Genomic DNA, 21525 nt, shown 5'->3' with positions numbered 1-21525 from the left:
TCCGCACGGAAGGGCCGCGGAGCCGGTCGTGGGATCAGGCCCGGGTCTCGGACCCGGGATCCCGGGAGTCGATGTGCGGCGTGGGCGCCGCCTGACGCGCCACCGTCAGCAGCGCGCCGCGTTCCACTGTAGTCAACTCGCGCGCGCGCCCCGCCGGGAGTGTTCCCAGGTGCAGCGGGCCGAATTGACGCCGCACGAGGTCGATGACCGGGTGCCCGACAGCGGCCATCATGCGTCGGACGATCCGATTGCGTCCCGAGTGGAGGGTGAGCTCGACGAGCGACGTGTCGCCCGAGGCATCCCGCAGCCGCGCCTTGTCCGCCGCGATGGGTCCGTCCTCCAGCTCGATCCCCTTCGTGAGCCGGGCGATCGTCTGCGGGGTGACGCGACCGTCGACCTTCGCGATGTAGACCTTCGTCACACCGAACGACGGGTGAGCGAGCACGTGGGCGAGGTCGCCGTCGTTCGTCAGCACCAGCAGGCCCGAGGTCTCTGCGTCGAGGCGTCCGACGTTGTACAGCCGCTCGTCCCAGTCCTTCGTGAAGCGACGCAGATCCGGGCGTCCGTGTTCGTCCTTCATCGACGAGACGACGCCGGTGGGCTTGTTCAGCATGATGTAGCGCTTCGTGGCATCCAGCTGGATCGCTGTGCCGTCGACGTCGACGAGGTCGGATGCCGGGTCGATGCGCGTGCCGAGCTCGGTGACCACGCGACCGTTGACGCGGATGCGGCCCTCGACGATGTACTGCTCGCACACGCGCCGTGAGGCCACTCCCGCGTTCGCGAGCACCTTCTGCAGGCGGACGCCTTCTTCATCGGTCATCGGATGCCTTCCCCCTCGAATCCGTCCGCGCCGTCGTCCAGGAGCGGCGAAATGTGCGGCAGCTCCTCCAACGAGTTGATCCCCAGGTTCACGAGCAGTGCCTCCGTCGTGCCGTAGTTGATGGCCCCGGTATCGGGGTCGGTGAACAGTTCCGTGATGAGTCCGCGCGCGACGAGGGTGCGCACGACCGAGTCGACGTTGACGGCGCGGATGGCGGCGACCTGACTGCGGGTGACCGGCTGCTTGTAGGCGATCACCGCGAGCGTCTCGAGCGCCGCCTGCGACAGTCGAGAGGGCGCCTGCGCGTTGACGAACTCCGAGACGAGGTCGTCGTGCTCTTCGCGCACGTACAGCCGCCAGCCTCCGCCGACCTCGCGCAGCTCGAATCCGCGCCGCGGACCGCCCGCCTCGCCGTCGTAGTCGGCCACGAGCGACGCGACGGCGCGCCGCACGGCCGGTACGGGCGCGGAGATCGCGGCCGCGAGCGCGACGATGCTCTGCGGCTCGTCGACGACGAGCAGGATCGCTTCGATGCGGCGGGCGATGGCAGCGGGGTCCTGCGACGGCGCCGGAGCGTCCGCATCGGCAGCCGCGGCGGCGGGGTTCGCCGCAGTTTCGGGCACGGGGGTCGTCGGGGAATCAGCGGTCATAGTCGGCTCCCAGGGCGGCGAGATTCTCTTCGGACCACCGCTCGGCGGTCCAGCGCAGGGTCAGCTCGCCGAGAGGTTCGAGCTGTTCGAACGACAGAGCGGCATGACGATACAGCTCGAGCACCGCGAGGAAACGTGCCACGACGACACCGGTCTGGGCCACGCCCGCCACGAGCTGGCGGAAGTTCAGCGTTCCGGCGTCGCGCAGCAGAGCGACCACGACCGCGGCCTGCTCGCGGATCGACACGAGCGGCGCGTGCAGGTGGTCGAGTCCCACATGCGGGATCTCCTTCGGCGCGAAGGCCACCAGTGCGAGCGCCGCGAAGTCCTCGGCCGACAACGTCCAGATCAGCTCCGGCACGGCGCGCCGGTACTTCTCGTCGAGCCGCACGGCGCGCACGTGCCGCCGGTCCTCCCGCCGCAGGCTCCGCTCGAACCACGCCGAGACCTCTTTGAACGCCCGGTACTGCAGCAGACGGGCGAACAGCAGATCGCGCGCCTCGAGAAGGGCGACCGACTCGGCATCGACCAGTTCGCCCTGCGGCAGCAGCCCCGCGACCTTCATGTCGAGGAGGGTCGCGGCGACGACCAGGAATTCGGATGCCTGCTCCAGCTCCGCCTCGTCGTCGAGGCCTCTCAGATACGAGATGAACTCGTCGGTGACCTTGCTGAGCGAGATCTCGGTGATGTCGAGCTCGTGCTTTCCGAGGAGGGTCAGCAGCAGATCGAACGGCCCGTCGAACCCCGACAGCGAGACGCGGAAGCCCCCGGCGGGCTCGGTGGGCGTCACCGCCTCCGGCGCAGCCGTGGCAGGCGTGGCGGGATCGGGCGGCGAGTCAGTCCGCGGCTCAGGCGACAGCGCCACGGGCGACCAGCTCCCGCGCGAGGCGCAGGTAGGCCTGAGCCGCCGCGTGCTCCGGGGCGAACGTCGTGATGGGTACGCCCGACACCGAGGCATCCGGGAACTTCACGGTGCGCCCGATGACCGTCTCGAGGACGTCGTCACCGAACGCCTCCACGACGCGCTCGAGCACCTCGCGCGAGTGCAGCGTGCGTGAGTCGTACATCGTCGCGAGCACACCGTCGAGCTCGATCGACGGGTTGAGCCGGTCGCGTACCTTATCGATGGTCTCGATGAGCAGCGCGACACCGCGCAGCGCGAAGAACTCGCATTCCAGCGGGATCAGCACCCCGTGGCTCGCGGTGAGGGCGTTCACCGTCAGGAGCCCCAGCGACGGTTGGCAGTCGACGAGGATCGCGTCGTACTCGCCGGTGACCTTGCGCAGCACGCGGGCGAGGATGGTCTCGCGGGCGACCTCGTTGACGAGGTGCACCTCCGCCGCCGAGAGGTCGATGTTCGCGGGGATCAGGTCGAGCCCGTCGACCGAGGTGTGCACGATCACCTCGTGCGGGTCGCGCTTCGTGTCGAGAAGCAGATCGTAGATCGTCGGCACGTCGTGGGTGGCGATGCCCAGACCGGCCGAGAGCGCGCCCTGCGGATCGAAGTCGACCGCGAGCACTTTACGCCCGTACTGCGCGAGCGACGCCGCGAGGTTGATCGTCGTCGTCGTCTTGCCGACGCCGCCCTTCTGATTGCACAGGGCGATGATGCGCGCCGGTCCGTGGGTCTGCAGCGGTGCCGGCGTGGGGAAGCCGTGGTACGGCCGACCGGTCGGACCCATCGGGACGTCCTCGGAGGGGGCCTTGTTCGTCCCCCGCGCCTTCTCCGCCACCGACACTCCTGCCTTCCCTGCGCCCGTGCGCTCTGCTGCCGTCACGGAACCTCTGCCGATTGTCGCACACGGCGTTCGTCGTGCCGCGAGCGGGCGCGGTGTGTGGACCAGCCCGCCCTCACTTCATGCCGCGCAGGGCATCGACGTCGACGAGCCCCGCATGCAGGCGTCCGCCCCCGATGAGCGACGGAATCGCGACGGTGCGGATGTCATCCTCGACCACGCGCCGGTTCGCCTCGAGCGTCGCGGTGACCTGCGGCGACGTCGTCGACGCCGCGATCTGCTCGACCGCATCGGGCGTGTACCCGTCGGCGGCGAGCCACTCGTGCAGGCGGGACGTCGCGTCATCGGCGGATGCCGCGTTCATCCATTCCTGGGTGCTGCGACCGTCTGGGGCATCCGTCGTGAACAGCTGCTCGAGGATGTACCAGTCGCCGGTCTCACCCGTGCGCGATCCGTGCTGCTGCGCCTCCCAGGCACGCACAGCGGTGAGGTACGAGGCGATGAGCTGCGAGTTGGCGAACTTGTCGCCGAAGCCGGATCGGATCGGGTAGGCGAGATAGGTCACGTTGTGCGTGTCGTCGAAGCCGGATGCCTTCATGTTGCGGAAGAGCTCGGCGCAGTAGCGGCACCCCGGGTCGAGCACCTCGAGCGCGACCGGTCGCCCCTCGACGTACCCGCCCAGGTACGTCGCGTCGGATGCGGCGAACTGGGCGGCATCCCACTCGCGCAGCCGGCTCGGGATGGTGGAGATCGTGTCGCCGACCGACGCGAACTCGCGCCCGAACGCGCCGATCACGTCGCCCGAGCCCACCGACTCCCAGAACCCGGGCTCCGAGCCGCCGATCGAGCATGCCTGCGCGGCCAGCGAGCACGCCTGGGTGTCCTGCTTGTCGCACGTGCCGTAGACGAACAGGTTCAACCCGCTGCGCCCGAGCAGGTACAGGCTCACGATGAGCGAGAGCACCATGATCCAAGCGACGACCTCGATCGCGATCGAGGCGGGCTTGACCAGCCGGGGCGCGCGGATCGCGAGCGGGGCGAGCATCGACGTCTTGACATCGTCGCGGAACGACGTGTCGCACGCGCGGAAGGTCACGCGCCGCGAGAAGCATCCCCACGCCTTGCCGAGGAGCTTGCGGTACTTCGCCGACACGGCCGAGAGCACGAGGACGACGATGAATGCGACGATGCAGACCATGTCTCACAGCCCCCGCATCAGACGGTCCATGACCTCGATCGTGCGATCCACGTCGGCCTCGGTCGAGTGCGCGCCGAGACTGAAGCGCACGAGCGGCGGCAGGCCCTCGAGCTCCGACAGCCAGTGGTGCGCGCAGAAATGCCCGCTGCGCGCCATGATCCCCGCCTTCGAGAGGAACACCGCCAGCCGGTGCGCGTCGACGCGGGTGGGCAGGAACGACATCGTCGCCGACGGCGCATCGCCGAACGGCTCCAGATGCGGCATCGCGGCCAGTCCCGCGTGCAGCCGTGTCGCCAGCGCCACCTCCCGCGCGTGGATGCTGTCGGAGCGGGCGAGGAACCACTCGAGCGCCGCGCGGTAGCCGATGATCTCGCCCCAGGCCTGCAGGCCCGGCTCGAGGCGGGTGTGCAGGTCGGATGCCAACTCGAACCCGTCGGTGGTGACGGAGTCCACCTGTCCCCCGCCGACGAACGACAGCTCGAGGCTCCGCAGCAGATCGTCGGTGGCGACGATCACGCCGAGCGAGGGGGCATAGAGCTTGTGGGCCGAAAAGCAGACGGCGTCCGCCCCGGTGGCGCGCAGTTCGACGAGGGCGTGCGGCGCGGCCTGCGCCGCATCGAGAACGAGGATGCCACCGTGCCGCTGCACGACGGATGCCATCTGCGTCAGACCCCGCGTGAGGGTGCCGGTGACATTGTCCATCGCCGAGAGCACGACCACGGCATCGGTGAGGTCGACGCCGGAGAGATCGACGTCGCCCGCACGCGTGCGCTCGACGACGAGGCGCGGAACGCCCAGGCGCCGCGCGGCGGTCATCGTGCCCACGAAGACGGCGTTGTGCTCGTGATGTGTCGTGATGATGCGTGCGTAGCGCCCTCGCGGCAGCTGCTGCAGCACGAGGCCGAGCCCCAGGGTCGTGTTGAGCGTGAATGCGCAGGTGTGACTGCGCGGTGACACGCCGAACGCGGCGAGCGTCGCCGCGCGCGCCGCCGCGACCTCGTCATCGACCTGCCGGCCCCACGCGTAGTGGCCGCGCCCGCCACAGGCGCCGTACCGTGTGTAGTAAGCAGTCACCGCATCGATCACGCGCTGCGGGCGCAGGGACTGGCACGCGGAGTCGAGATAGATGTCGTCCGCGCCGAGGTAGGCGAAGTCGGGCCGCTCGGACCCGTCGGTCGGGGTGGCGGCCGAGGCATCCCCCGACGTCCGCGTGCGTCCCGAGAACAGTCCCATGGCCCCAGCATGCGGGGCGGGCGGGCGGGCGGGCCGGCCCGCTCGCCGTGGAAAAGCCCCCGTCGCGCGTCAGAAGAGACTGCCGATGACGTCGAGGCGAAGCTGCGCCGTGACCCCGATCAGCAGGTAGTCGACGATGACGAGAAGCGGCAGCCACGACAGGATGCCCGCGCCCACGCGTACGACCCCACGCCCCCAGACGCCGGCGCGCAGGGTCCACCCCGCGACGGTGAAGAAGAGCGGGATCGTGACGAGCCAGATCACCATGCACCAGGGGCAGAGCGAGCCGTATTCGAAGACGCTGCGATAGGCGAGGACGTGGACGAACACGAACGCGCCGGTGACGAAGACGGCGTAGGTGCGCCAGAACCAGACCCGTAGCCCGTGCGGGGTGGCCAGCGCACTCACGCCCGCGTAGACCGGGCCGAGGAACAGCACGATGCCGAGAATCGAGTTGCTGAATCCCAGGAGGTTGCCGCCCGGGGTCAGCAGGTTGGGCCCGCACGTGACGATGGGGCTGATGCTGCACGAGATCAGTGCGTTCGCGCCGGTGAGCTGCCCGATGTACTCGTGGTAGAGCAGGAACGCGACCGTCCACCCGATGGCTCCCGCGACGATCCACCAGATCGCGAGGGCGCGGCCGGGGCGCCGCAGGCTCGGGGCGGTCTCAGCGCTCATGAAACCATCCTCCGCGCCCCCTCCTCGGCCCGGATCATCCCGCACCGTGAATAATCCCGGCCGGCGCAGCGCCCCTGCCGCCCTCTGCCCCCTGCGCCCCTCTGGCGCGTGTCGAGGCTCCGCGAAACCGGCTCTTCGTAGTTGAGGGTGTAGCGGAGGGTGTGCGCGGTGGTGACCGGGTAGGCGTCGAGGTCCCCCGAGGATGGAAGTTCCTACACTCACCATCCGGAAGACCTCGACGTGTTCAACGCTACCTTCGCCGCGCCCTGCCTCACCACGTTCTGCCGCCTCGACGAGCTCGGTCTCGAGGCCGTCGGCCAGCTGATCGAGGTGGATCGGGCGGTGATCCAGTGCCGTGTCGTCGACGATGATCCGTGGTGTCGCAAGTGCGGGGCGGAGGGTGTGCCGCGGGATACGGTGGTGCGGCGACTCGCGCATGAGCCGTTCGGGCACAGGCCCACGATCCTGCAGGTTCGGGTGCGCCGCTACCGGTGCGCGCACTGCGGGACGACGTGGCGGCAAGATACCTTGAAGGCCGCCGCACCGCGGGCGAAGATCTCCCGCGGCGGGCTCGACTGGGCGCTTCGAGCGATCGTGGTGGATCACCTCACCGTGTCCCGCGTGGCGGCGGGTCTCGGGGTGTCCTGGCATACCGCGAACAGCGCGATCATCACGGAAGGCCGGCGTCGGCTGATCGACGACACGGCACGGTTCGACGGGGTGACCACGATCGGCGTTGACGAGCACGTCTGGCGTCACACCCGGCTGGGTGACAAGTACGTCACCGTGATCATCGACCTCACCCCCGCCCGCGAGAAGACCGGCCCCGCGCGCCTACTGGACATGGTCGAAGGACGCTCCAAGGCCGTCTTCAAGCAGTGGCTCGCAGGCCACCCGAAGCAGTGGCGGGACGGGATCGAGGTGGTCGCGATGGACGGGTTCAGCGGATTCAAGACCGCCGCCGCGGAAGAGCTTCCCGACGCGGTCCCGGTGATGGACCCGTTCCATGTCGTCCGTCTCGCTGGCGACGCGTTGGACCGCTGCCGGCAGCGGGTGCAGCAGGACACGCTCGGGCATCGCGGCCGCGCCGGCGATCCGCTCTACAAGGCACGCCGCACGCTGCACACCGGCGCGAGCCTGCTCACCGACAAGCAGTCCGCCCGTCTCGAGGCGGTGTTCGCGGTCGAAGAGCACGTCGAGGTCGAGGCGACCTGGGGCATCTACCAGCGTATCGTCGCCGCCTACAGGGAACCCGACAAGAAGAAGGCGAAGCAGCTGATGCGCGCCGTGATCGACGCGGTCAGCAGCGGCGTCCCCGCCGCGCTCGTCGAGATCCGACGTCTCGGCCGCACCCTCAAGCAGCGCGCCGTCGACGTGCTCGCGTTCTTCGACCGCCCCGGCACCAGCAACGGACCCACCGAGGCCATCAACGGGCGGCTCGAACACCTCCGGGGCTCCGCACTCGGCTTCCGGAACCTCACGAACTACATCGCCAGAAGCCTGCTCGAAGCCGGAGGATTCAGACCCCACCTACACCCTTGATTCCGAAGAGCCGCGAAACCTCCCGTATGTCACGCAACACGCCGCGAAAGCGTACACACGCGAGGTCTCGCGGGGACTCCCGCGCCGACTGGGGCGAATGCCGGGCAGAAGCCACGCGAGGAGGCGGGCGAAGCCAGACGGCGGTCAGGGGGTGCGCGGGTCAGCGCGCGCGGGGATGCGAGGTGAGGTAGACGTCGCGGAGCGCGTCGACCGTGATGTGGGTGTAGATCTGCGTCGTCGCCACCGACGCATGGCCGAGGAGTTCCTGGACCACGCGCACGTCCGCGCCGCCCTGCAGCAGGTGCGTCGCGAACGAGTGCCGGAAGGTGTGCGGCGACACGTGCGCCGTGAGACCGGCGCGATCCGCGGTCTCCTGGATCACGAGCCAGGCGCCCTGCCGCGACATCGGAGCGCCTCGTGCCCCGAGGAAGAGCCGTGGGCTCGCGCGCCCACGACGCGACAGCTCGGGGCGCGAGCGCGCGAGGTAGGCATCGACCGCCGCCCGCGCGTACGACCCGATGGGCACGATGCGTTCCTTGTCGCCCTTGCCGCGCAGCCGCAGCACCTCGCCATGCGCGAGGTCGTCGACGTCGAGGCGCATGACCTCGGACACACGGGCCCCCGTCGCATAGAGCAGCTCGAGCAGAGCACGATCGCGCAGACGCAGGATGTCGGTGTCGACCGCGTCACCCGGCGCGGGGCCGGCGGCGTCCAGCAGCGTCTCGATCTGACCGATCGTGAGCGCCTTCGGCAGCCGTTGCGGCGTCTTCGGGGGCCGCAGCCGATCGCTCGGGTCGGTGTCGGCCACGCCTTCGCGCACCAGGAAACGGTGCAGCCCCCGCACCGACGACTGCAGCCGTGCGAGCGAGGTCGCGGCGGGTCGGGGATCTGCCGCGGCCCGCTCCGCGGCGAAGGCCGCCACCGTTGCCGGTGCGACGGCGTCGGTGTCGTGGATGCCGCGCTCCGCAAGCCAGGTGCGGTACACCGTCAGGTCGCGCGCATACGCCGAAACCGTGTGCGCGGACAGGCCGCGCTCGATCGTGATGTGCCGCAGGTAGGCGTCGACGGCACGATCGAGCTTCACGCCGTCGGCGCTCCCGGCAGCTCGCTCTCGCTCTGCCCGCGCCCTCGGCGCGCCCACGGCTCGTCCGCGGGCGCCAGCGTCGACCAGCCGCGCGCACGGGACGCGTGCGCGGACAGGGCGGCGACGATGAGCGCCGCGTTCTGCACCCGGCGGGCGAGGACCGCGTCGACGACCTCATCGAGGCTCACCCAGCGCACCTCGATGTCGGCCTCCTCGTCATCCCGCGCGAAGGCTTCGGCGGTGGGGGCGAGGCCACGGGCGAGGTAGATGCGAATGGACTCGTCGCTGCCGCCGGGGCTCGTGAAGAACTCGCCCAGCAGGTCCCACTGCGTCGCCGTCAGGTCGGCTTCCTCGGCGAGCTCGCGCTGCGCGGCGACGAGCGGATCCTCCCCGTCGATGTCGAGCAGACCGGCGGGGATCTCCCAGTCGCGCGTGCGGATGGGATGCCGGTACTGCTTGATCAGCAGAACCCGTCCGTCGTCATCGAGCGCGAGCACGGCGACGGCGCCGGTGTGGTCCATGTACTCGCGCACGATGGATGCCCCGTTGTACGCGAACTCGTCGCGCCGGATGTCCCACACCCGCCCCTGGAACGCGCGCTGGGTGTCGAGCAGGTCGACCGGGGTCGGATCGTCGCGCAGGGCCTCGGACTCAGTCACCGTCGACCTCGAACAGCTCGCTCGATCGGTGGCGCTGGACGGCAGCCGCGACGAGCCCCCGGAAGAGCGGGTTGGCCTCGGTCGGACGCGAGCGCAGCTCGGGGTGCGCCTGGGTGGCGATGTAGTACGGGTGCACGTCGCGCGGCAGCTCGACGTACTCGACGAGATTGCGGTCGGGCGACAGTCCCGAGAACCAGAGGCCGGCCTCGGCGATCTGGTCGCGGTAGCGGTTGTTGACCTCGTAGCGGTGGCGGTGACGTTCGCTGGCCTTCGGCGCGCCGTAGACCTCGGCGGCGAGGGATCCTTCTGCGAGGTCCGCCTCGTAGAGGCCGAGCCGCATCGTCCCGCCCAGGTCACCGTGGTCGATGATGTCGACCTGCTCGGCCATCGTGGCGATGACGGGGTGGGTCGTGTCGGGGTCGAACTCGCTCGACGAGGCATCCGCGATGCCCGCGACGTTGCGCGCGTACTCGATCACCATGCACTGCAGGCCCAGGCAGATGCCGAGCGTGGGGATTCCCTGTTCACGGGCGAAGCGCAGCGCCCCGAGCTTGCCCTCGATACCGCGGATGCCGAAGCCGCCCGGCACCACGATGCCGTCGACGGCGGCGAGGGCCTTCGCCGCCCCTTCGGGGCTCTCGCAAAGGTCGGACGGGATCCAGGTGATCTGCACCTTCGTCTCCTGTGCGAAGCCACCGGCCTTCAACGCCTCGGTCACCGAGAGATAGGCGTCCGGGAGGTCGATGTACTTGCCGACGAGACCGATCGTGACCTCGTGCTTGGGGTTGTGCACCGCGTCGAGCACCTTGCTCCAGCGCGACCAGTCGACGTCGTCCGCCTTCGCCGCGAGTCCCAGTGCGTCGACGATGTAGGTGTCCAGTCCCTGCTCGTTGAGCATCGTCGGGATGTCGTAGATCGACGGCACGTCGATCGCGTTGACGACGGCATCCTCATCGACGTCGCACATGAGCGCGATCTTGCGCTTGTTCGACTCGGTGACGGGCCGGTCGCTGCGCAGCACCAGCGCATCGGGCTGGATGCCGATGGAGCGCAGAGCTGCGACGGAATGCTGCGTGGGCTTGGTCTTCTGCTCCCCCGACGCCCCCATGAACGGCACGAGCGAGACGTGGACGAAGAACACGTTCTTGCGGCCGAGTTCGTGGCGGATCTGGCGGGCCGACTCGAGGAACGGCTGCGACTCGATGTCGCCGACCGTTCCACCGATCTCGGTGATGATGACGTCGGGCTTCGGCGTCTCGTCCGCCTGCAGACGCATACGGCGCTTGATCTCGTCGGTGATGTGCGGGATGACCTGCACGGTATCGCCGAGGTACTCGCCCCGACGCTCCTTGGCGATCACCTGCGAGTAGATCTGCCCGGTCGTGACGTTGGCCGCCTGGCTGAGTTCGATGTCGAGGAAGCGCTCGTAGTGGCCGATGTCGAGGTCGGTCTCGGCACCGTCGTCGGTGACGAAGACCTCACCGTGCTGGAACGGGTTCATCGTGCCCGGGTCGACGTTCAGGTACGGGTCGAGCTTCTGCATGACGACGCGCAGACCCCGTGCGGTGAGCAGATTGCCCAACGACGCAGCGGTCAGACCTTTCCCCAACGACGAAACGACACCGCCCGTCACGAAGATGTGCTTGGTGGTGTCGTTCTGAGTTCGGCCCGCGTCTGAGAAAGTATCCGTCACGGGCTTCCATCCTATCAGCGAAGCGGCCCGCGCGTCGCGAACGCGGAGCCGCGGGTCACGTCCGCGACGTCGCTCCCAGATCGAGCAGCTCGCGGGCGTGTTCGAGCGCTGCCGGCGAGTCGGGAAGTCCCGACAGCAGCCGCGCCATCTCGGCCTCGCGCGACGCGCCTTCCAGCACCGCCACGCTCGACGCCGTCACCGAGCCGTCGCTCGCCTTCACGACGGTGAGGTGGGTGTCGGCGAACGCGGCGACCTGAGCCAGATGGGTGACGACGATGACCTGGCTCGCCCGGGCCAGCACAGCCAGGCGTCGGCCCACCTCGATCGCGGCGGCGCCGCCGATGCCGGCGTCGATCTCGTCGAAGACGAAGGTGGGGACGCTGTCGGCACCGGCGATGACGACCTCGATCGCGAGCATGACACGACTCAGTTCTCCGCCGGATGCGCTTTTGGCGACCGGACGCGGCTCGGCTCCCGGGTGCGGCGCGAGAAGGAGCGAGACATCGTCGCGACCGGCGAGACCGGGAAGGCCGGGCGAGACGGTGACGACCAGCCGCGCATCGGGAAGAGCGAGCTGGCGCAACTCCGCGGTGACGGCCTCCGACAGCCGCGTGGCGGCTTCCTCGCGAGCCGCGGTGACGGCGGCTGCGCACTCGTCCAGACGCGCCTCGGCGTCGGCGAGCTCTGCCGCCAGGCGCTCGACACGGTCATCGTCATCGTCGAGCTCTGCCAGCCGGAGCGCGCCGCTCTCGCCCAGCGCCAGCGCAGCGTCGAGGCTGCCGTGCGCACGCACGAGCGCAGCGATCGCCGCGCGGCGCTCCTCGACGGTCGCGAGCTCGTGCGGCCCCGACTCGTCGAGGTCGGCCAGGTAGCGGCTCAATTCCGTCGCGAGGTCGGATGCCCGGTAGCCCAGATCCTCGAGGACGGCCGCGTGTGCGGCGAGAACTCCATCGCTCGCCGCGGCGCGTTCCAGCGCGCGGCGAGCCTCGGCCAACAGCGTCAGCACACCCGGCATCTCGCCGTCGGTCGACAGCACCTCATGCGCCGTCGTCGCGGCGACGCGGAGATCCTCCGCGTTGGCGAGACGCTCCGCACGCTGCGCGAGTTCGACGTCCTCCCCCGGCTGCGGATCGAGCTGCTCGATCTCGACCAGCGCGGCGCGCAACACGGTCGCCTCGCGCGCGCGCTCCGCCCGGTTCGCCGTCAGATCCTCCAGTTGCGCGGCGAGGGCACGCACCTGCTCGAACCTCTCGCGGTATGCCGCCAGAGGCTTCGCAATAGCAGAGCCGCCGAAGCGGTCGAGCGCGTCCCGCTGCGCCGACGCCGACCGCAGCCGCAGTTGGTCGGATTGCCCGTGGACGACGACCAGCTGCTCGGCGAGTTCTGCGAGAACGCCGGCCGGGGCGGTACGACCGCCGACACCGGCACGGCTGCGCCCCTCGGCCGTCACCGTGCGCGACAGGTACAGCTCGGCGGTGCCGTCGCCCACCGGCTCGATGCCGCCGCCGGCATCCGCCACACGCGCCGCGACGGTGCCCGCCTCGGGCACGAGCCACACGCCTTCGACCACGGCTTGCGCCGCGCCGGAACGGACCGCCCCGGCGTCGGAGCGTGCACCCATGAGCAACCCGAGACCGGTGACGACCATGGTCTTGCCGGCACCCGTCTCGCCCGTGATCGCGGTGAAACCGGGTCCCATGGGGAGCGTCGCATCAGCGATCACGCCGAGGTCGCGCAGGGTCATCTGCTCGATCATGCCAACGAGTCTCCCGCATCTCGAAAGCGACGAGGGCCGCGACACCCTTGTCGATCAGAACGCGCAGAACGCGTGTTAACGAGAAATGGCCACCCATCGATGGGTGGCCATTTCACGAAAGAAGTCCGGCGGTGTCCTACTCTCCCACAGGGTCCCCCCTGCAGTACCATCGGCGCTGTGAGGCTTAGCTTCCGGGTTCGGAATGTAACCGGGCGTTTCCCTCACGCTATGGCCGCCGAAACACTATTGATGTTTCAATCATGCACACAACGATCATGTAGATCTGTTGCGTGGTTCTCGACCGTACATCGAGAACCACTCAGTGGACGCAAGCACCAAAACGGTGTGTTATCAAGTCATCGGCTTATTAGTACCGGTCAGCTTCACGCGTTACCGCGCTTCCACATCCGGCCTATCAACCCAGTAGTCTGGCTGGGAGCCTCTCGCCCGAAGGCATGGAAATCTCATCTTGAGGCCGGCTTCCCGCTTAGATGCTTTCAGCGGTTATCCATCCCGAACGTAGCTAATCAGCGGTGCTCTTGGCAGAACAACTGACACACCAGAGGTTCGTCCAACCCGGTCCTCTCGTACTAGGGTCAGATCCTCTCAAATTTCCTACGCGCGCAGCGGATAGGGACCGAACTGTCTCACGACGTTCTAAACCCAGCTCGCGTACCGCTTTAATGGGCGAACAGCCCAACCCTTGGGACCTACTCCAGCCCCAGGATGCGACGAGCCGACATCGAGGTGCCAAACCATGCCGTCGATATGGACTCTTGGGCAAGATCAGCCTGTTATCCCCGAGGTACCTTTTATCCGTTGAGCGACAGCGCTTCCACAAGCCACTGCCGGATCACTAGTCCCGACTTTCGTCCCTGCTCGACCTGTCAGTCTCACAGTCAAGCTCCCTTGTGCACTTACACTCGCCACCTGATTGCCAACCAGGTTGAGGGAACCTTTGGGCGCCTCCGTTACTTTTTGGGAGGCAACCGCCCCAGTTAAACTACCCACCAGGCACTGTCCCTGAACCGGATTACGGTTCGAAGTTAGATATCCAGAGTGACCAGAGTGGTATTTCAACAATGACTCCACAAGAACTAGCGTCCCTGCTTCACAGTCTCCCACCTATCCTACACAAGCCACACCGAACACCAATACCAAGCTGTAGTAAAGGTCACGGGGTCTTTCCGTCCTGCTGCGCGTAACGAGCATCTTTACTCGTAGTGCAATTTCGCCGAGTTCGCGGTTGAGACAGTTGGGAAGTCGTTACGCCATTCGTGCAGGTCGGAACTTACCCGACAAGGAATTTCGCTACCTTAGGATGGTTATAGTTACCACCGCCGTTTACTGGGGCTTAAATTCTCAGCTTCGCCTTGCGGCTAACCGGTCCTCTTAACCTTCCAGCACCGGGCAGGCGTCAGTCCGTATACATCGTCTTGCGACTTGGCACGGACCTGTGTTTTTAATAAACAGTCGCTACCCACTAGTCTCTGCGGCCTCCAAACGCTTTCGGAGCAAGTCCTAATACGCCGAAGGCCCCCCTTCTCCCGAAGTTACGGGGGCATTTTGCCGAGTTCCTTAACCACGATTCTCTCGATCTCCTTGGTATTCTCTACCTGACCACCTGAGTCGGTTTGGGGTACGGGCAGCTAGAACCTCGCGTCGATGCTTTTCTTGGCAGCATAGGATCACCCACTTTTTATCCGCATCGTGTCTCAGCCTGCATGAGTGACGGATTTGCCTATCACTCGGCCTACACACTTGCACCAGGACAACCATCGCCTGGCTTGGGCTACCTTCCTGCGTCACACCTGTTAATACGCTAACCGCACCAGAATGGGGTCGTGCGCTAGGCCCAGAGCTTCACCCCGAAGGGATCCATCACTGGGATTCAGACACTTAGCACTACTGGATTAGCTTGGGCGGTTCTTCGCCGGTACGGGAATATCAACCCGTTGTCCATCGACTACGCCTGTCGGCCTCGCCTTAGGTCCCGACTTACCCAGGGAAGATTAGCTTGACCCTGGAACCCTTGGTCTTTCGGAGGACGTGTTTCTCACACGTCTTTCGCTACTCATGCCTGCATTCTCACTCGTGTAGCCTCCACGGCTGGTTCACACCGCCGCTTCGCTGGCCACACGACGCTCTCCTACCCATCAACACGGCTGGACCACGAAGGCCTACCAAAAATGTCAATGCCACAACTTCGGTGGCGTGCTTGAGCCCCGTTACATTGTCGGCGCGGAATCACTTGACCAGTGAGCTATTACGCACTCTTTCAAGGGTGGCTGCTTCTAAGCCAACCTCCTGGTTGTCAAAGCAACTCCACATCCTTTCCCACTTAGCACGCGCTTTGGGACCTTAGTTGGTGGTCTGGGTTGTTTCCCTCTCGACTATGAAGCTTATCCCCCACAGTCTCACTGCTGCGCTCTCACTTACCGGCATTCGGAGTTTGGCTGACGTCAGTAACCTTGTAGGGCCCATCGGCCATCCAGTAGCTCTACCTCCGGCAAGAAACACGCAACGCTGCACCTAAATGCATTTCGGAGAGAACCAGCTATCACGAAGTTTGATTGGCCTTTCACCCCTATCCACAGCTCATCCCCTCAGTTTTCAACCTAAGTGGGTTCGGTCCTCCACGACGTCTTACCGTCGCTTCAACCTGGCCATGGATAGATCACTTCGCTTCGGGTCTAGGACACGCGACTGAATCGCCCTATTCAGACTCGCTTTCGCTACGGCTACCCCACACGGGTTAACCTCGCCACGTATCGCTAACTCGCAGGCTCATTCTTCAAAAGGCACGCTGTCACACCTACCAGGGGTGCTCCAACGGTTTGTAAGCAAACGGTTTCAGGTACTATTTCACTCCCCTCCCGGGGTACTTTTCACCTTTCCCTCACGGTACTTGTCCGCTATCGGTCATCTGGGAGTATTTAGGCTTATCAGGTGGTCCTGACAGATTCACACGGGATTTCTCGGGCCCCGTGCTACTTGGGATACTCTTCGCGCCAAGAGAAGCATTTCGACTACGGGGTTGGCACCCTCTATGACCTGGCTTTCAATCCAGTTCGTCTATACCTTCTTGTAACGCCGACATCTCGGCAGAAATGTCTGAAAAGTCCCACAACCCCGAATACGCAACTCCTGCCGGATATCACACGTACTCGGTTTAGCCTGTTCCGGTTTCGCTCGCCACTACTAACGGAATCGCGGTTGCTTTCTCTTCCTGTGGGTACTGAGATGTTTCACTTCCCCACGTTCCCTCTACCCGCCCTATATATTCAGGCGGGAGTCACTAGGTCGGCACGCCGCCCAGCGGGGTTTCCCCATTCGGACACCCTCGGATCACAGTGTGCTTATCCACTCCCCGAGGCTTATCGCAGATTGCTACGTCCTTCTTCGGCTCCAGATGCCAAGGCATCCACCGTTTGCTCTTAAAGACTTGAAATCACATGAGTTTGAATCGTCAAAAAATTGACTAATGATCTTTAAGATCATCTTCACGAGATGAAAAAATCATCTCGAAGATGCTCGCGTCCACTGTGTAGTTCTCAAAGTACGGGCGGTACCCTCCCCGCTGCCAGCCACTGCCGACACCAGAAAAGGCCCTGAGGTTGGTCACCGCTCAAAGCGGCATCCGGTCCCTCAGGACCCAACAGCGTGCATGTCCCGGATCACTCACCCCCAGCTTTCCAGACCCGAAGGCCGTACTAACTCGAAGATCACTCCCCGACACCTCGTCAAATGTTCCACCCATGAGCTCCCTGCAGAGACATTCGCTCTGATCAGGGCTCTGTCACTCCGAAGAGTGCAGTGCTCCTTAGAAAGGAGGTGATCCAGCCGCACCTTCCGGTACGGCTACCTTGTTACGACTTAGTCCTAATTACCGATCCCACCTTCGACGGCTCCCTCCACAAGGGTTGGGCCACCGGCTTCAGGTGTTACCGACTTTCATGACTTGACGGGCGGTGTGTACAAGACCCGGGAACGTATTCACCGCAGCGTTGCTGATCTGCGATTACTAGCGACTCCGACTTCATGAGGTCGAGTTGCAGACCTCAATCCGAACTGGGACCGGCTTTTTGGGATTCGCTCCACCTTACGGTATCGCAGCCCTTTGTACCGGCCATTGTAGCATGCGTGAAGCCCAAGACATAAGGGGCATGATGATTTGACGTCATCCCCACCTTCCTCCGAGTTGACCCCGGCAGTATCCCATGAGTTCCCACCATTACGTGCTGGCAACATAGAACGAGGGTTGCGCTCGTTGCGGGACTTAACCCAACATCTCACGACACGAGCTGACGACAACCATGCACCACCTGTTCACGAGTGTCCAAAGAGTTCTACATTTCTGCAGCGTTCTCGTGTATGTCAAGCCTTGGTAAGGTTCTTCGCGTTGCATCGAATTAATCCGCATGCTCCGCCGCTTGTGCGGGTCCCCGTCAATTCCTTTGAGTTTTAGCCTTGCGGCCGTACTCCCCAGGCGGGGAACTTAATGCGTTAGCTGCGTCACGGAATCCGTGGAATGGACCCCACAACTAGTTCCCAACGTTTACGGGGTGGACTACCAGGGTATCTAAGCCTGTTTGCTCCCCACCCTTTCGCTCCTCAGCGTCAGTTACGGCCCAGAGATCTGCCTTCGCCATCGGTGTTCCTCCTGATATCTGCGCATTCCACCGCTACACCAGGAATTCCAATCTCCCCTACCGCACTCTAGTCTGCCCGTACCCACTGCAGGCCCGAGGTTGAGCCTCGGGATTTCACAGCAGACGCGACAAACCGCCTACGAGCTCTTTACGCCCAATAATTCCGGATAACGCTTGCGCCCTACGTATTACCGCGGCTGCTGGCACGTAGTTAGCCGGCGCTTTTTCTGCAGGTACCGTCACTTTCGCTTCTTCCCTGCTAAAAGAGGTTTACAACCCGAAGGCCGTCGTCCCTCACGCGGCGTTGCTGCATCAGGCTTCCGCCCATTGTGCAATATTCCCCACTGCTGCCTCCCGTAGGAGTCTGGGCCGTGTCTCAGTCCCAGTGTGGCCGGTCACCCTCTCAGGCCGGCTACCCGTCGACGCCTTGGTGAGCCATTACCTCACCAACAAGCTGATAGGCCGCGAGCTCATCCCTGACCAAAAAATCTTTCCAACCGTTGAACATGCGATCACGGTTCGTATCCAGTATTAGACGCCGTTTCCAGCGCTTATCCCAGAGTCAGGGGCAGATTGCTCACGTGTTACTCACCCGTTCGCCACTGATCCACCCAGCAAGCTGGGCTTCACCGTTCGACTTGCATGTGTTAAGCACGCCGCCAGCGTTCATCCTGAGCCAGGATCAAACTCTCCATAAAGAAATGTTGCTACAATCAGCCGGAAATTGACTGACGCAGCGAGTTTGAACTGACCAAAGAGATACTCATTGCTGACTATCCATTGCCGACACCGAAGTGCCGGACTTTGATCCAAAGGAATCTCATTCAACCGAAGCTGAATCGAGGTTATTTGGCATTTGACAAGTGCACGCTGTTGAGTTCTCAAGGATCGGATGCTCCCGCAGCTCAGCCTCTCAGCTTCGCCCACGGGGCAACGTCACTATCTTTCCCCCTCGCTCGGTGTCGTGATGCGATCAGTGGTGACAGAAAGTCACATCGATCTTCGCTCATCACGAACAATCTCGAGGAGTGGGGGACCTCCATCCTAGATCACGTAGATCGAGAACTCCAGTCCGGAGTTCGTTCAGATGGGGGTTGGTTCTCCGCTTGAGGGGGCGAGGCCTTCCGGCTCTTCGCTCTTCCCTGTGGGGCGAACAAGTAATAACTTACGCGGGATCTGGGGTGCCGGCAAATCACGCATGCATCCCGGGCGTGTCGTCGACGCGGGACGGAGGCAGTTGTCCTGGTCAGCGGTCGAAACCTCGGTCATCGTCGCCCGATGCCTGGCTCCGGAGACCGTCCGGCCCAGGATCAGCCTCGGATTCCGGCCGGATTCGAGAGAAGCTCGGCGAAGGCGAGTTCCGCGGGCCCGATCAGCATCAGTCGCGACCTCAGATGCGCGCGCTCCAGCCGGATCGTTCGTCCCTCCGCGCCGAGCGGCTGCACGCGCACGGCATCCGCGAGGCGCTCGCGACTGACCGACAGCAGGCATCCGAGATACCCGGAGAGGACGATCGTCTCGGGACTGAAGGCATTGACGAAGTTCGTGAGTGCGATCGAGAGGAGCTCCACCTGGCGGGCCACCTCCGCCATCACGGCGGCGTCGCGCACGACGCCCAGCTCGACGTCGAGCTCGTCCTCGTCGAGCTTGCGTCTTCCGAGCAGCGGCTCGAGCAGGTCGTAGCTGACCTCGGCTTCGAGGCAGCCGGAGCGCCCGCACGCGCAACGCCGTCCGCGCGGGTCGACCACCGTGTGGCCGAGTTCGCCCGCGTAGCCGGAGGTGCCGCGCAACAGGGTCCCGTCGATGATCACCCCTCCCCCGATCCCCCGCATCGCCCCGCCGATGTAGAGCAGATTGCTCACCCCGCGTCCGACGCCGAACCGAGACTCGGCGAGGGCGCCGATGCTCGCATCGTTCCCTGCCGTGACGGTGAGCCCGAGCTCATCGCTCAGGCGTGCCGCGACCGGGTCTCGATGCCACTTGAGAGGCGGCGCGATGAGCACCGACCCGTTCGCGTTCACGAGCCCCGGAACGGCGAGACCGGCTCCCACCACCCGGTAGTGACGGTCGATATCGGCGCGCATGACTTCGATCGACGACGCGGCGATCTCCACGAAGCGTCGCGGCGTCGGCGGGGCGGCGGTGTCATGGCGCAGGCGCGCGTGGACGACGCCGCCGAGTCCGACGAGCGCCACCGTCACCGCGTGCGGCTCGACGCGCACACTCAACGCGGCGACGCGCTGATCGGGCTCGAGGTCGAGCGTGGGTCGCCCCACCCGCCCTGTGCTCGCCGCGCCCGGGATCTCACGGACGAGCCCCAGCTCGGTCAGCTCCATCACGAGTCCGGTGACGGTCGAGCGGTTCAGCCCGGTGGCCGTCCCCAGCTGCGCGCGGGAGAGCGCACCGTGCAGATGCAGAAGCGAGAGCACCGACGACAGGTTCTGTTGCCGGACGACGTCATTGGTCGTCCGCAACCCTCCGACGGCACCCGCCGTCGGGGGCGCCGGGGCGACGATCTCGAAGGCAGGGGGGTTCATGGGGACTCACCGCCATCCTCTCACCCGGCCGGACGACTCGGCGGGCGAGGCACGCGCCCCGCCCGCCGAGCACTCTCACATTCCGCCGCTGCGGCGCTTGTTGAAGATGTCGAACGCCACCGCAAGCAGCAGCACGATGCCCTTGATGGCCATCTGCCACGCGGCATCCACGCTCAGGATCGACAGACCCATGTTCAGCACGCCCATGACGAGACCACCGATGACCGCGCCCACGACCGTGCCGATGCCGCCCTGCACCGCGGCGCCGCCGATGAAGACGGCCGCGATCGCGTCGAGCTCGTAGTTCTGGCCCGCCGAGGCGACCGCGCTGCCCGCGCGCGCCGTGCTGACGACGCCGGCGAGCCCCGCGAGCACTCCCATGTTGACGAACACGAAGAAGGTCACCCACTTCGTCTTCACGCCGCTCATGATCGCGGCAAAATGGTTGCCGCCCATCGCGTAGACGTGCCGGCCGAACACGGTGCGGTCGAGGACGAACGTGTAGGCGAGCACCAGCACCGCGAGGATGACGAGCACGATCGGCGTGCCGTTGTAGGCGGCGAGGATGACCGAGGTGGCCATGATCGCGAGGACCGCCACGCCGTTCTTCAGCCAGAACGACCAGGCCACTTCGCGGGGCAGCTCGAGTCGCCGCAATGTGGCACGGGTACGCAGCTGCTGGGCGACCAGCGCCACGCTGGCGACCGCGCCGAGTCCCAGGGTGAACGCGTCCAGGTCGTTGAGGTAGCCGAACACCGGCGGCAGCCACCCGGCACCGATCGCGGTGAACTCGTCGGGCAGCGCACTGATCGTGCCGCCGGTGAGGAGCACCAGGGTCAGGCCGCGGAAGAGCAGCATGCCCGCCAGCGTGACGATGAAGGCGGGGATCCCGACGAACGCGATCCACAGTCCCTGCCACGCTCCCACGACGGCGCCGACCACGAGCGCCAGGACGACCGCCAGCCACCACGGCAGACCCCAGTCCTTCATGGCGATCGCGGCGATGGCTCCGACCATCGCGACGACGGATCCGACCGACAGGTCGATATGGCCGGCGATGATGACCATCACCATGCCGATGGCGAGGATCAGCACATAGGCGTTCTGCTGGATGAGGTTGTTGACGTTGCCCGGCATGAGCAGACGTCCGCCGGTGAGCGCCTGGAACAGGACGATGATGATGACGAGCGCGGCCAGGATGCCGTACTGCCGGAAATTGATCCGCGACAGGATGCTGCGGCGCTTCACCGGCGGCTCGGTCGTCGAGGTGGACACGGTGGTCAT

The 21525-nt window shown here is 65.7% G+C and carries 14 protein-coding genes and 3 rRNA genes; 1 reads left to right on the top strand and 16 read right to left on the bottom strand.

Annotated features, from left to right (window positions below):
• Nucleotides 1-34 precede the first annotated feature (34 nt).
• From JOE64_RS04790 to JOE64_RS04760, 7 genes are all read right to left on the bottom strand, one after another.
• A complete protein-coding gene (locus JOE64_RS04790) occupies nt 35-823 on the bottom strand; it encodes a pseudouridine synthase (protein ID WP_204963197.1) in 789 nt (262 codons plus the stop codon).
• Nucleotides 820-1473 (bottom strand): SMC-Scp complex subunit ScpB, encoded by a 654-nt coding sequence (gene scpB, locus JOE64_RS04785; protein WP_204963196.1) that lies wholly within the window; start codon nt 1471-1473, stop codon nt 820-822. The genes JOE64_RS04790 and scpB overlap by 4 nt, the downstream gene beginning before the upstream one ends.
• Complete coding sequence (locus tag JOE64_RS04780; RefSeq protein ID WP_372432900.1) at nt 1463-2332, bottom strand: segregation and condensation protein A; 870 nt, start codon at nt 2330-2332, stop codon at nt 1463-1465. Before JOE64_RS04780 ends, scpB begins: the two co-directional genes overlap by 11 nt.
• Nucleotides 2322-3155: a ParA family protein gene (locus JOE64_RS04775; protein ID WP_204964967.1), complete on the bottom strand. Its 834-nt coding sequence runs from the start codon at nt 3153-3155 to the stop codon at nt 2322-2324. The genes JOE64_RS04780 and JOE64_RS04775 overlap by 11 nt, the downstream gene beginning before the upstream one ends.
• A 169-nt stretch (nt 3156-3324) precedes the next feature.
• A complete protein-coding gene (locus JOE64_RS04770; protein ID WP_204963194.1) occupies nt 3325-4407 on the bottom strand; it encodes a hypothetical protein in 1083 nt (360 codons plus the stop codon).
• A 3-nt stretch (nt 4408-4410) separates the two neighbouring features.
• Nucleotides 4411-5640, bottom strand: a complete 1230-nt coding sequence (locus JOE64_RS04765; RefSeq protein ID WP_204963193.1) for an aminotransferase class V-fold PLP-dependent enzyme — start codon at nt 5638-5640, stop codon at nt 4411-4413.
• Nucleotides 5641-5709: 69 nt separating this feature from the next.
• The gene (locus JOE64_RS04760; protein WP_204963192.1) at nt 5710-6318 is read right to left on the bottom strand and encodes a vitamin K epoxide reductase family protein; all 609 of its coding nucleotides are present in this window, start codon (nt 6316-6318) and stop codon (nt 5710-5712) included.
• A 240-nt stretch (nt 6319-6558) separates the two neighbouring features.
• On the opposite strand from JOE64_RS04760, the gene JOE64_RS04755 reads away from it, so the two are divergent.
• Nucleotides 6559-7860, top strand: a complete 1302-nt coding sequence (locus JOE64_RS04755) for an ISL3 family transposase (RefSeq protein ID WP_204963191.1) — start codon at nt 6559-6561, stop codon at nt 7858-7860.
• A gap of 160 nt (nt 7861-8020) precedes the next feature.
• Here JOE64_RS04755 and xerD read toward each other — a convergent pair whose 3' ends face one another.
• From xerD to mmsB, 9 genes are all read right to left on the bottom strand, one after another.
• Complete coding sequence (gene xerD / locus JOE64_RS04750; protein WP_204963190.1) at nt 8021-8944, bottom strand: site-specific tyrosine recombinase XerD; 924 nt, start codon at nt 8942-8944, stop codon at nt 8021-8023.
• Nucleotides 8941-9603, bottom strand: a complete 663-nt coding sequence (locus tag JOE64_RS04745) for an NUDIX domain-containing protein (RefSeq protein ID WP_204963189.1) — start codon at nt 9601-9603, stop codon at nt 8941-8943. The genes xerD and JOE64_RS04745 overlap by 4 nt, the downstream gene beginning before the upstream one ends.
• Nucleotides 9596-11296 (bottom strand): CTP synthase, encoded by a 1701-nt coding sequence (pyrG, locus tag JOE64_RS04740; protein ID WP_204963188.1) that lies wholly within the window; start codon nt 11294-11296, stop codon nt 9596-9598. The genes JOE64_RS04745 and pyrG overlap by 8 nt, the downstream gene beginning before the upstream one ends.
• 55 nt (nt 11297-11351) lie before the next feature.
• Nucleotides 11352-13052, bottom strand: a complete 1701-nt coding sequence (gene recN / locus JOE64_RS04735; protein WP_204963187.1) for a DNA repair protein RecN — start codon at nt 13050-13052, stop codon at nt 11352-11354.
• A gap of 123 nt (nt 13053-13175) precedes the next feature.
• Nucleotides 13176-13292, bottom strand: a 5S ribosomal RNA gene (gene rrf, locus JOE64_RS04730).
• Nucleotides 13293-13399: 107 nt separating this feature from the next.
• Nucleotides 13400-16503, bottom strand: a 23S ribosomal RNA gene (locus JOE64_RS04725).
• Nucleotides 16504-16879: 376 nt separating this feature from the next.
• Nucleotides 16880-18402 (bottom strand): 16S ribosomal RNA (locus tag JOE64_RS04720).
• The 16S, 23S and 5S rRNA genes sit together here, the layout of an rRNA operon.
• Nucleotides 18403-19014: 612 nt before the next feature.
• Nucleotides 19015-20241, bottom strand: a complete 1227-nt coding sequence (locus JOE64_RS04715; RefSeq protein ID WP_204963186.1) for an ROK family protein — start codon at nt 20239-20241, stop codon at nt 19015-19017.
• A gap of 75 nt (nt 20242-20316) precedes the next feature.
• Nucleotides 20317-21525, bottom strand: a complete 1209-nt coding sequence (mmsB, locus tag JOE64_RS04710) for a multiple monosaccharide ABC transporter permease (RefSeq protein ID WP_204963185.1) — start codon at nt 21523-21525, stop codon at nt 20317-20319.

This window comes from Microbacterium dextranolyticum, assembly GCF_016907295.1.
Classification (GTDB): Bacteria; Actinomycetota; Actinomycetes; order Actinomycetales; family Microbacteriaceae; genus Microbacterium; species Microbacterium dextranolyticum.
The sequence above is the reverse complement of the archived record's forward strand: the minus strand, read 5'-3'. Positions and strand labels throughout refer to the sequence as shown.

What these genes read in the sequence shown, in the direction of transcription:
- recN (WP_204963187.1), bottom strand. Translation starts at nt 13,052, where the DNA reads ATGATCGAGCAGATGACCCTGCGCGACCTCGGCGTGATCGCTGATGCG.
- JOE64_RS04770 (WP_204963194.1), bottom strand. Translation starts at nt 4,407, where the DNA reads ATGGTCTGCATCGTCGCATTCATCGTCGTCCTCGTGCTCTCGGCCGTG.
- scpB (WP_204963196.1), bottom strand. Translation starts at nt 1,473, where the DNA reads ATGACCGCTGATTCCCCGACGACCCCCGTGCCCGAAACTGCGGCGAAC.
- JOE64_RS04760 (WP_204963192.1), bottom strand. Translation starts at nt 6,318, where the DNA reads ATGAGCGCTGAGACCGCCCCGAGCCTGCGGCGCCCCGGCCGCGCCCTC.
- JOE64_RS04775 (WP_204964967.1), bottom strand. Translation starts at nt 3,155, where the DNA reads ATGGGTCCGACCGGTCGGCCGTACCACGGCTTCCCCACGCCGGCACCG.
- mmsB (WP_204963185.1), bottom strand. Translation starts at nt 21,525, where the DNA reads ATGACCACCGTGTCCACCTCGACGACCGAGCCGCCGGTGAAGCGCCGC.
- JOE64_RS04765 (WP_204963193.1), bottom strand. Translation starts at nt 5,640, where the DNA reads ATGGGACTGTTCTCGGGACGCACGCGGACGTCGGGGGATGCCTCGGCC.
- JOE64_RS04715 (WP_204963186.1), bottom strand. Translation starts at nt 20,241, where the DNA reads ATGAACCCCCCTGCCTTCGAGATCGTCGCCCCGGCGCCCCCGACGGCG.
- JOE64_RS04790 (WP_204963197.1), bottom strand. Translation starts at nt 823, where the DNA reads ATGACCGATGAAGAAGGCGTCCGCCTGCAGAAGGTGCTCGCGAACGCG.